11 protein-coding genes are annotated in these 10,010 nt (G+C 72.8%); 7 read left to right on the top strand and 4 right to left on the bottom strand.

Annotation, left to right across the window (positions count from 1 at the left end; all coding sequences use genetic code 11):
- Together C3488_RS37950 and C3488_RS37945 are read left to right on the top strand one after the other, a co-directional pair.
- The coding region (locus C3488_RS37950; protein ID WP_146068013.1) for a UTRA domain-containing protein at window positions 1–184 on the top strand (184 nt) is incomplete at its 5' end.
- A gap of 12 nt (window positions 185–196) precedes the next feature.
- On the top strand, window positions 197–1,357 hold the full coding sequence (locus C3488_RS37945) for a type ISP restriction/modification enzyme (protein ID WP_103845395.1): 1,161 nt from the start codon (window positions 197–199) through the stop codon (window positions 1,355–1,357).
- Window positions 1,358–1,367: 10 nt separating this feature from the next.
- On the opposite strand, the gene C3488_RS37940 is transcribed toward C3488_RS37945, so the two are convergent.
- Window positions 1,368–2,081, bottom strand: coding sequence for a TetR/AcrR family transcriptional regulator (locus C3488_RS37940; protein WP_103845394.1), 714 nt, complete (start codon window positions 2,079–2,081; stop codon window positions 1,368–1,370).
- A gap of 63 nt (window positions 2,082–2,144) precedes the next feature.
- On the opposite strand from C3488_RS37940, the gene C3488_RS37935 reads away from it, so the two are divergent.
- Genes C3488_RS37935 through C3488_RS37925 form a run of 3 tightly spaced genes read left to right on the top strand, consistent with a single transcriptional unit; the run spans window position 2,145 to window position 5,106 of the window.
- On the top strand, window positions 2,145–3,089 hold the full coding sequence (locus tag C3488_RS37935) for an ATP-binding cassette domain-containing protein (RefSeq protein WP_103845393.1): 945 nt from the start codon (window positions 2,145–2,147) through the stop codon (window positions 3,087–3,089).
- Window positions 3,086–3,865, top strand: a complete 780-nt coding sequence (locus tag C3488_RS37930) for an ABC transporter permease (protein ID WP_103845392.1) — start codon at window positions 3,086–3,088, stop codon at window positions 3,863–3,865. Before C3488_RS37935 ends, C3488_RS37930 begins: the two co-directional genes overlap by 4 nt.
- A gap of 44 nt (window positions 3,866–3,909) precedes the next feature.
- Complete coding sequence (locus C3488_RS37925) at window positions 3,910–5,106, top strand: CaiB/BaiF CoA-transferase family protein (RefSeq protein WP_103845396.1); 1,197 nt, start codon at window positions 3,910–3,912, stop codon at window positions 5,104–5,106.
- Window positions 5,107–5,136: 30 nt separating this feature from the next.
- On the opposite strand, the gene C3488_RS37920 is transcribed toward C3488_RS37925, so the two are convergent.
- The 3 genes from C3488_RS37920 to C3488_RS37910 form a co-directional block, all read right to left on the bottom strand.
- Window positions 5,137–5,406 carry a hypothetical protein gene (locus C3488_RS37920; protein WP_103845391.1) on the bottom strand — a complete coding sequence of 90 codons (270 nt, stop codon included), beginning with the start codon at window positions 5,404–5,406 and terminating at the stop codon, window positions 5,137–5,139.
- 126 nt (window positions 5,407–5,532) lie between these two features.
- Window positions 5,533–6,357, bottom strand: a complete 825-nt coding sequence (locus C3488_RS37915) for an anti-sigma factor domain-containing protein (protein ID WP_103845390.1) — start codon at window positions 6,355–6,357, stop codon at window positions 5,533–5,535.
- The gene (locus tag C3488_RS37910) at window positions 6,354–6,896 is read right to left on the bottom strand and encodes a sigma-70 family RNA polymerase sigma factor (protein WP_103845389.1); all 543 of its coding nucleotides are present in this window, start codon (window positions 6,894–6,896) and stop codon (window positions 6,354–6,356) included. Before C3488_RS37910 ends, C3488_RS37915 begins: the two co-directional genes overlap by 4 nt.
- Window positions 6,897–7,101: 205 nt before the next feature.
- Here C3488_RS37910 and C3488_RS37905 point away from each other — a divergent pair, with 205 nt between their 5' ends.
- Both C3488_RS37905 and C3488_RS42240 read left to right on the top strand, forming a co-directional pair.
- Complete coding sequence (locus C3488_RS37905) at window positions 7,102–8,625, top strand: DUF4331 domain-containing protein (protein ID WP_103845388.1); 1,524 nt, start codon at window positions 7,102–7,104, stop codon at window positions 8,623–8,625.
- Between the two features lie 103 nt (window positions 8,626–8,728).
- On the top strand, window positions 8,729–10,010 hold a 1,282-nt coding region (locus tag C3488_RS42240; RefSeq protein WP_258053898.1), incomplete at its 3' end, for a lipopolysaccharide assembly protein LapB.

The following is a 10,010-nucleotide window of genomic DNA, read 5'->3' as shown; positions in this document are numbered from 1 at the left end:
GGACACCGTGGAGGCCCGGCTCGCGGACCCGGAGACGGCCCAGCTCCTCCAAGTCCCGCTGCTCAGCCCGATCCTGCACTACACGGGGGTGACCTACGACGGCGACGGGCGCGCGCTGGACGTCGCCGTCATCCACTACCGGGGGGACCGTTTCTCCTTCACGGTCACCCTCGAGGCCACCTGACCACGTCGTACGATGCCCAGCGTGACGCACGACGACGCTCCGCTGCTCGCGGACCTCATGCCGTGGTCCGTCCCACCCCTGCGGCCGGGCCGCGCGTGGCCCTCGGCGCCCGACGCGGCGTCCCTCAAGGCCCGCTGGGACGCCCTGATGAAGGCCGACGGCCCCGACCGGGAGGCTCTGTTCGAGCCGACGCGCTCGCGCACCCTGCACTCGGCGGTCGGCCGGCTGCCCGGCCAGACGAGCGGCACGGAGAAGCTGTCGCGCGCGTCGGGACCCTGTTCGGAGCCGATACGCGTCCTGCTGGCTCCCTTCGACGAGCAGTGGCTGATTCCCGACCACCGCCTGATCGACACCGCGCGGCCGGAGCTGTGGCGGGTGGCGGACGAGCACCAGATCTTCGCCGTGGAGACGGCCACGGACGCGGGCGGCCCCCTCCTGCTCGCGACGTCGCTCGTGCCACTGGCCCGCCCCGGCCGCATCCGCCCGCTGTACCGCCGCCCCGGTGCCGGGGAACCCAACCTGGCCCCCGGCCTGCTGGAGCACCTGGCGTCCCGCCTCGGCCACTCCCCCACCCCCGTGGACGTCCTGGCCTGGATCATCGCGACAGTGCGCCCCGGTCTCACTGTCCCCCTCACCGCGGACCCCGATCTGTGGAGCCGGGGCGTCGAGCTGGGCCGCCGCATGCTGTGGCTGATGCGCCGCGACGGCGACCGCCCGAAGCTCCCCGGCGGGCGCCGCCCCTACGTCCGCGCCCCGCTTCCCTCCAGGCCCCTGACCCTCCACTACGACCGTGACGAGGAGAGCCTGCACCTCGACGAGGGCCGCATCGCCCCGGTACCGCCTCAGGCCTGGGACTTCGAGGTGGCCGGTGTCCGGGTTCTGGAACAGTGGTTCGCGGCCCGTACGGCGGAGGGAGTGCCGGGCGCGCTGACCGCGATCCGCCCGGCGACCTGGCCGCAGACCTGGACGTCGGAGCTGCTGGAACTCATCACGGTCCTGGCCCTGCTGGCGGAAGTACGGCCGCGGCAGGCGCAGTTGCACGTCACGGCACCCGTCACGGCCGCCGAACTACGCGAGGCGGGGCTGCTGCCGGTCCCGGAGGCGGCGCGCCGCCCGGCCTCCGTGCTGGACCACCACGAGGAGGGACCGGAGGGCCAGTTCGCGCTGATCTAGCGCCCGGCCCCTAGGATCTGGGTTCGAAGGCGTCGAGCACCCGTTCCACCACCCGCTGGAACACCTCGTCCAGGTCGACGTCCCCGGCGGCCTGCGTCAGGGCCGCCGCCAGGCGTGGGTAGGCGCCGGTCGCGAGCTGTCCGCCCAGGTAGGCCATGCGGGCCGCCTGCTCCTGCTCCGCCGACCACGGCAGGGTGCGGGCACGCTCGGCCGTGGAGAGCTCGTTGGCGACGGCCGTCGTCACCACGCCGTTCACCATCGCGACGAGCTCCAGCTTCGTGCCGGCGCTCGCCTCCAGCGGTTCCAGGGAGCGCAGGCAGTGCTCCAGGTAGCGCAACGCGTTGGGACTGAAGCCGTAGTGGCCGGAGATCAGGCGCGGCAGCCACGGGTGCCGGTGCATGAGGGCGCGGGTCTGGTGGGCCATGAGCAGCATGTCCGCGCGCCAGTCGCCCGACGGCTCCCACAGCTCGTGCTCGCCGCCGACGGCGTCCATCATCAGCTCGTACAGGTCCTCCTTGCGGGGGACGTAGTTGTACAGCGACATCGTGCCGCAGCCCAGTTCGGTGGCCACGCGTCGCATCGAGACCGCGTCCAGGCCCTCGGTGTCGGCGACACGCACCGCCGCGGCCGCGATGTCGGACCGGGTGTACGCCGGTCTCGGACCGCGGCCCGTGCGCTCGGGGCGCGCCCAGATCACATGGGGTTCGGCCGCTCGGCCCGCCATCGTTCATCACCTCGCCCACCATCGTAGTTACGTACACCGTACGTAGTGCGCTATCGTCGACTCATGACTACTACGTACGCTGTACTTAGTGAGGGGCTGGAAAAGCGTTTCGGGCAGGTGGACGCCGTGCGCGGCCTCGACCTCGCGGTCCCCGAGGGGACGGTCTGCGGGGTGCTCGGGCCGAACGGGGCGGGCAAGACGACGGCCGTACGGCTGCTGACCACCCTGCTGCGACCGGACGCCGGGTCGGCGCGGGTGGCGGGGCACGACCTGGTGCGCGAACCTGCGGCCGTACGCCGGAGGATCGGCGTGACCGGGCAGGACACCTCGGTCGACGGCGACCTCACCGGGCGGCAGAACCTGCGGCTGTTCGCCCGGCTGCACCGGGTCCGGGACGCGGCGGCGCGGGCCGACGAGCTGCTGGAGCGGTTCGGGCTCGCCGAGGCCGCCGACCGGCCGGCGTCCGGCTACTCGGGCGGCATGCGGCGGCGGCTGGACCTGGCGGCGAGCCTGGTGCGCCGACCCGACGTGCTCTTCCTGGACGAGCCCACCACAGGCCTGGACCCCGCCAGCCGCAACCGCATCTGGGACGCCGTGCGCGCCCTCACCGCCGAGGGCACGACGGTCCTGCTCACCACGCAGTACCTGGAGGAGGCCGACCAACTCGCCGGCAGCATCGCCCTGGTGGACCGGGGCCGGGTCGCCCACACCGGCTCACCGGCCGAACTCAAGGCGCTCATCGGGGTGTACGCGGAGGTCGTCGTCATGGACACGGACCTGATGGCGAAGGCGGCGGGCGTCCTCGACCGGCTGACCGGGGCCGAGCCGTCGCTGGACCACGAGCGAGGCGCCGTCGGCGCCGTCACCCGGGACCCGACGCTCACCCTGCCCCACCTGGTGCGCGCACTGGACACGGCGGGCGTGCCGCTGCTCGACGCGAGCCTGAGGCCGCCGACCCTCGACGACGTCTTCCTCCGCCTCACCGACAGCAAGGAGCTCGCGGCATGAGCACACTGGCGTACGACGGCAGCGCGATGCTGGGACGGCAGCTGCAGCGGATCCGCAACAACCCGGGCCTGGTGGTCCTCACCCAGACGATGCCGATCACCATGCTGCTGTTCTTCGGGTACGTCTTCGGCAGCGCGGTCGCGATGCCCGGCGGACAGTACCGGTCCTTCCTGGTCCCCGGGCTGCTGGCGGCCACGGCCGCGGGCGGGGTGACCACGGGGATGCTCCAGGCCTCCCAGGACGCGCACCGGGGTGTGATGGACCGTCTGCGCACGCTGCCGGTGAGCCGGACGGCCGTGCCGCTCGGGCAGGCCGTCGCGGACCTGGTCGTCTCTGCGGTCGGCACGGTGCCGCTGCTGCTGGTCGGGCTCGCGGTGGGCTGGCGGATCGAGGGGTCCGCGGCCCGGGCGGCGGGCGCGCTCGGCCTGCTGCTGCTGTTCCGGTTCGCCTGCACATGGGCCGGGATCCTCCTCGGGCTGCTGCCCCGGAACGAGGAGGCGGCCGGCCAGCTGGCCAGCACGACCTTCGTGCTGCCGCTGCTGTCCACCGCGTACATCCCCGCCGACGGCATGCCCGGCTGGCTGCGCACCCTGGTCGAGTGGAACCCGATCAGCGCGGTCACCACGGCCTTGCGGGACCTCTTCGGGAACACTCCCGTCCCGCACGGCGCCGCCTGGCCGGTGGCGCACCCCGTCGCCGGATCGCTTGCCTGGTGCGCGGTGCTGATCGCGGGCTTCGCGCCGCTCGCCGTCCGCCGGTACGCGCGGCCCCGGTGACCGCCTGCTGACAAGGACGCCGCCGGCGGGTCATGATCCCGCCCATGGACCGTCTGCCGCTGCCCCTGGAGGGCATCACCGTCGTCGCCGTCGAACAGGCCGTCTCGGCACCCTTCGCGACCCGTCAGCTCGCCGATCTCGGCGCCCGGGTCATCAAGGTCGAGCGGGTCGACGGCGGCGACTTCGCGCGCGGCTACGACACCGCCGCCTGCGGCCTCGCCTCCCACTTCGTGTGGTGCAACCGCGGCAAGGAGTCGATCGCCCTGGACCTGAAGGACCCGCGCGGGCTGGACGTCGTACGGCGGCTGATCGCGGACGCGGACGTGTTCGTGCAGAACCTCGCCCAAGGGGCCGCGGCCCGGCTCGGCCTGGACGCGGCCACACTGTGCGCCGCCCATCCCCGACTGGTCGCCGTGGACATCTCGGGATACGGGGCGTCGGGGCCGTACGCGGACAAGCGGGCCTACGACATGCTCGTGCAGTGCGAGGCGGGGCTGGTGTCGGTGACCGGCACGCCGGAACAGCCGGTCAAGGCGGGGATCCCGGCGGCCGACATCGCGGCGGCCATGTACGCGTTCTCGGGGGTGCTCGCGGCGCTCGTACGGCGGGGCACCACCGGGCGCGGCGGGCCGGTGGAGGTCTCGATGCTGGAGGCGCTCGCGGAGTGGATGGGGCATCCGCTGCACCATGCGATGCACGACGGCACTCCCCCGGCGCGTACCGGCCTCGCGCACGCGGTCATCGCGCCCTACGACGCCTATCCGACGGCGGACGGCGGGCGCGTGCTGCTGTCCGTGCAGAACGACCGGGAGTGGCGGCGGCTCGCCGAACAGGTGCTCGGACAGCCGGAGCTGGCGGACGATCCGGCGTACGCCACGAATGCGGCGCGGGTCACTCACCGTGACCGCACGGACGCGCTCGTCGGCAAGGCGCTGGGCGCGCTGGACGCCGATGAGGCGATGACCCGGCTGGAGAGCGCGGGCATCGCCTGCGCGCGCCTGAGGGACCTGTACGAGGTGGCGGAGCACCCCCAGCTGGCGGCCCGGGAGCGGTGGCGGGAGGTGGGGACACCGGTGGGGCCACTGCGGGCGCTGCTGCCGCCGATCACGCTGCCGGGCGGTACGGAGGCTCGGATGGGGGTCGTGCCCGCGCTCGGGGAGCACACCGAGGCGTTGCTGCATGCCGTGGGGATGACGGACGAGGAGATCGCAGCGCTGCGCCGGGACGGTGTGGCGGCCTGAGCGCGGGCCCTGAGGGAACGCGGGTGACGCTCAGCGCCCGCCGAACAGCGAACGGCGCAGCCGGCGCAGCGGTGCGAAGAGCGAGACACCGCTCATGCGTCCACCCCTGCCGCTACGGCCGTGCGCGGCGTCACGCGCGGTGAGCTCACGCATCAGCGAGGTCGCCTCGGCCGCCTCGCGCTGCGGGACGGCGGGGCCGGCCAACACCGAGAGATGGCGGTCGAGGCGCGAACTGGTCGCGCTGCTCCCGCAGGTGATCGCAGGGATCCTGGCCCTGCTGCGCACTGTTATCTGTTCCATGTCACTCCCCACCCGTACGAGTCCACCCGGCCCGGGCAGAGTAACCCTATCGCTCTCTCGTGGCACGCGTGTATCGCGGGCACAGGATTCACCTTCCCCATAAGGGCGTTGACGAACCGTTGACGACTACCCTCCGAAACCGATGGAGCGCAGGGCGAGTTGGACAACCGGCTGGCCGGTGGGCTGCGGTGACCCTCCGTCGGGTTCGACGGTCACGGCGAGTGACGCCGCCGACTTGGTCAGACCACTCGCGACCAGGGGCGTGTCGCCGTCGAAGAGCCCGAGGGAGCGCGGTGGCACGCCCGGGCGCATCAGCCAGAGCTGGTGCACGCGGCCGATGGGCGGTGCGCCCAGTCCGCGGAGCGTGACGACGGCGCGCCCCTCGGATGCGGAGGCGATCACTCCGATTCCTCGGCCCCTGGCATCCCGGTCGCTGGTCGCACGGGCGTCCGGGGCGGCCAGAACGTGTGCGATCTCACGTGCCTGGGCGCGCTCGGCGTCGAGTCGGTCCTGCGCCCGCGTGGCCTGCACGGCGAAGAGCGCGGCGACGACGAGGGCCGCCGCGGCCGTGGCGGTGGCCAGCGGGGCGAACAGGGGGCGCAGCCGGGGCGCACGGGTGCGCGGCGGCGGTGGCGCCGCGCCCCAGACGTGCGGGGGCAGGTGCGGTTCACGGGCGCGGGACGCTCCCTGCGCGGGAACGCGATCCTGCGGGGTGTTCCGTACGGCGGTCAGAACCCGGTCACGCAGGCCGGGCGGGGCCAGGGCCGTGGTCGACCAGGCGAGCCGCACCGCGTCCTCGGACAGGTCCCGCACCTCTGCGGCGCAGCGGTCACAGCTCTTCAGATGCCTCTCGAAGCGGACGCGTTCAGCGGGTTCGAGGGCGTCCAGGGCATAGGGCGCTGCCAGGGAGTGCAGGTCCTCACGGCGCAGCAGTCGGCCGAGGATGCTCATGCGACCCCTCCCAGGCACTGGCGCAGCCGGGTGAGTCCGTCGCGCATCCGCGTCTTGACCGTGCCGAGCGGCAGTGAGAGCCGCTCGGCCACTTCACGGTATGTGTAACCGTCGTAGTAGGCGAGCGTGACCGACTGGCGTTGCAGGGCGGTGAGGCGGTCCAGGCAGCGGCGCACCCATTCGCGTTCCAGACCGGCCTCCACCTCCTCGGCGACCTGGTCGAAGGCGGGGTGGTGGGCGCGCCGGGCCTCGCGCTGCTCGCGTTCGCCGGCCGCGCGGGCGCTGCGCACCCGGTCGACGGCGCGGCGGTGGGTGAGGGTGAGGATCCAGGACAGGGCGCTGCCGCGACGGGGGTCGAACCTGGGGGCGGAGCGCCACAGTTCGAGCAGCACCTCCTGCGCGACCTCCTCCGACTGTGCCGGATCCCGCAGGATCCGGCGGACCAGGCCGAACACCGGCCCTGACACCAGTCCGTACAGGTCCTCGAAGGCCTTCTGGTCGCCTCCGGCCACGAGCACCAGAAGTTCGTCCGCCTCCACTCGTACCCCCCTCACCGACGCCTCGCACGGCATGTTCGCTCCACTGGGCGTTCGCTGCTGACTCCCCTTCGGAAGGGATACGGATCAGCGGGGCCGAAACGCGGGTGGAGCAGGCAGGAAAAGTTTTTTGCGATCCGACCAAGCCGTCCGGGCGATCCCTCCGTATCCCTGTGCGTCAGGCAAGTTGGCACTGAGGACGGACGGCATGACACCTATCTCCAGGAGCGGCGTGGGTCGTAGGGGTATCGCGACCCTCATCTGTGGTGCGCTGGCCGCGGGCGGGCTCGCAGCCGCCGGCGTGACCGCGCTGGAACCGGGGGCGGCCTCCGCCTCCTCCCACCGGGAGGCCCCGCTGATCTCGGGGCAGCCGCAGTACGACAACACCGACCTGTACGCGTTCGTCAGCCCGGACAAGCCGGACACGACGACGATCATCGCGAACTTCGTCCCGTTCGAGGAGCCGGCCGGCGGTCCGAACTTCTACACGTTCGCGGAGGACGCGCAGTACGACCTCCACGTCGACAACAACGGTGACGCGCAGAGCGAGCTGATCTTCCGCTACACCTTCAGGACGCACGTCAAGAACAAGAACACCTTCCTCTACAACACGGGCCCGGTCGACGGCCTCAAGGACCCCGACCTGAACGTCACTCAGACGTACGACATCGATCTCATCAAGCTGCACAAGCAGAAGCTGGTGGCGAAGACGAGGATCGCGGACAACGTGCCGGTCGCCCCGTCGAACGTCGGCAAGGCGTCGATGCCGGACTACGGCAAGCTGCGCGACGAGGCGGTGTACAAGCTCGCGGGCGGGGCGACGACCTTCGCCGGGCAGGCCGACGACCCGTTCTTCGCCGACCTGCGGGTCTTCGACCTGCTGTACGGCGGGAACCTCTCGGAGGTCGGCAACGACACCCTCAAGGGCTACAACGTCAACTCCCTGGCCCTCCAGGTGCCGAACGACCTGATCCGCGAGTCGTCGCACCAGCCGGTCGTCGGCATCTGGGGCACGGTCCAGCGCAAGGACGCGCGCGGGCACTGGTCGCAGGTCTCGCGGCTGGGCAACCCGCTTGTCAACGAGGTCGTCAACCCGCAGAAGGACAAGGACAAGTTCAACGCGTCCGAGCCGTACGGCGACGCGCAGTTCCTGAAGAACGTGACGAACCCCGAGCTGCCGAAGCTCATCGAGGCGATCTACAAGATCAAGGCGCCGTCGGAGCCGCGCAACGACCTCGTGGACGTGTTCCTCAAGGGCGTGAAGGGCCTCAACCAGCCGCCGTACGTGCGGTCGGCGGAGGAGCTGCGGCTCAACACCTCGATCAAGCCCAGCATGCACCCGAAGCGGCTGGGCGTGCTGGACGGCGACAACGCCGGCTTCCCGAACGGGCGCCGGCTCACCGACGACGTGATCGACGAGGCGCTGCAGGTCGTGGAGGGCGAGCTGGTCGGCTCCAAGAACGACCTGGGTGACGGTGTCGATGAGAACGACCAGAAGTTCGGGCACTCCTTCCCCTATCTCGCCCAGCCGACGTCCGGCTCGCGCGGCCCGCTGGCGAAGGGCACCGGCAACAACGTGCGCAACCAGCTGGGTGACGGGCTGCAGGCGATGGGTGAGGGCACGGACACCACGCTGATCGCGACGTCCGCCGCCGGTGGCGTCGCGGGCGTCCTGCTGATCGGCACGGCCGTGATGTGGTGGCGCCGCCGCACCCGCTACCGCGCGTACTGACAGCCGGTCGCCGTCCCCCGAACCGGCGCGGCCCGCACTTCCCCGTCCCCCACGGCGCGGGCCGCGCCACCCCGTTTTCCGCCCAGCAGATCGAGGAGAGGGCATGTCCTCGCGTACGAACGACAACGCGCCGGAGACCGGCCACGGCGACCGTGAGCAGGCCGCCCCCAGGAGGCCGACGCTCCGCACCGCGGAGACCGGGCCCGAGAAGGCCGTCAGGGAGGCATGGGAGCGCGCCTTCGGCGCCGGGGGCGCCGACGCGCCGGACGAACGAGCCGACGACCCGGGCCCGGCTCCGACCACGGCGGCCGACTCCGCCCGGGACGGCGCTCCGGTCACCGAGCCGGCCGCGCCGAAGGCCGCGGAGGCGGCCTGCGGTGCCCGTACGACGGAGCCGGCGCCCGAGGAGCAGGCATCGGCCGACACGCGGGGCGGCGGACAGACGGCACCTGCGCCACCGGCCGACGGACCGGGGGCCACCGAAGCTGAGGCCACCGAGGCTGAGGCCACCGAAACCGAGGCGGCCGAAGCACAGGTTGCCGCGGCAGCGGAGTCCCCCGGCGCAGCCGACGAGCGGGTCGCCGCCGTGCGGCGGTTCTCCGCCGCCGGGCGGCGGTGGCGGGGTGTGCAGCTCGTGGTCTGTGCCGCTTCCCTGGCCGTCGCGCTCACCGCCGGGGCCGTGGTCGTCGGAGCCGTGCGGGACAGCGGTACGACGCCCGTCGCCTCGGCGCCCAGCGGGGTCTCGCCCGAGCTCCTCGCGGGCGGCGATCTCGACGGCGGCATCCGGGCGCTGCAGGCTCACCTCCGCGCCCAGCCCCGCGACCACGGCAGTTGGGCCGTCCTCGGCCTCGCCTACGTCGAGCAGGCCCGGACCAAGGGCGACCCCTCCCGCTACCCACAGGCGCAGCGCGCGCTGGAGCGTTCGCTGCGGGTCCGGCCCGGCAACGACGCCGCGCTCGCCGGCCGCGCCGCCCTCGCCGCCGCCCGGCACGACTTCACCGGCGCCCTGGACTACGCGGACCAGGCCCTGCAGCAGAACCCCTACAGCGAGCGCGCCCTGTGCTCGCGTATCGACGCGCTCGTCGAACTCGGCCGCTACGCCGACGCCTCCAAGGCCGCCGACCTGGCCGACTCGCGCCACCCGGGCGTCCCCGTCTTCACCCGGTACGCCTACGTCCACGAACTGCGCGGCGACGTGGGCACCGCCCGCCGCGTCCTCGAACAGGCCCTGGGCACGGCCACCTCCCGCGGCGACATCGCGTACGTCGCCACCGCGCTCGGTCAGCTCGCCTGGAACCAGGGCCAGTACCGGACCGCCCTCGACTTCTACGCCCGCGCCCTCGCCACCGACGACACCTACCTCCCCGCCCTCGAGGGCCGCGCCC

Source organism: Streptomyces sp. Ru72, assembly GCF_002920635.1.
Taxonomy (GTDB): Bacteria; Actinomycetota; Actinomycetes; order Streptomycetales; family Streptomycetaceae; genus Streptomyces.
This window is presented reverse-complemented; position numbering and strand designations above follow the sequence as displayed.

What these genes read in the sequence shown, in the direction of transcription:
- C3488_RS37945 (WP_103845395.1), top strand. Translation starts at nt 197, where the DNA reads ATGCCCAGCGTGACGCACGACGACGCTCCGCTGCTCGCGGACCTCATG.
- C3488_RS37940 (WP_103845394.1), bottom strand. Translation starts at nt 2,081, where the DNA reads ATGGCGGGCCGAGCGGCCGAACCCCATGTGATCTGGGCGCGCCCCGAG.
- C3488_RS37935 (WP_103845393.1), top strand. Translation starts at nt 2,145, where the DNA reads ATGACTACTACGTACGCTGTACTTAGTGAGGGGCTGGAAAAGCGTTTC.
- C3488_RS37930 (WP_103845392.1), top strand. Translation starts at nt 3,086, where the DNA reads ATGAGCACACTGGCGTACGACGGCAGCGCGATGCTGGGACGGCAGCTG.
- C3488_RS37925 (WP_103845396.1), top strand. Translation starts at nt 3,910, where the DNA reads ATGGACCGTCTGCCGCTGCCCCTGGAGGGCATCACCGTCGTCGCCGTC.
- C3488_RS37920 (WP_103845391.1), bottom strand. Translation starts at nt 5,406, where the DNA reads ATGGAACAGATAACAGTGCGCAGCAGGGCCAGGATCCCTGCGATCACC.
- C3488_RS37915 (WP_103845390.1), bottom strand. Translation starts at nt 6,357, where the DNA reads ATGAGCATCCTCGGCCGACTGCTGCGCCGTGAGGACCTGCACTCCCTG.
- C3488_RS37905 (WP_103845388.1), top strand. Translation starts at nt 7,102, where the DNA reads ATGACACCTATCTCCAGGAGCGGCGTGGGTCGTAGGGGTATCGCGACC.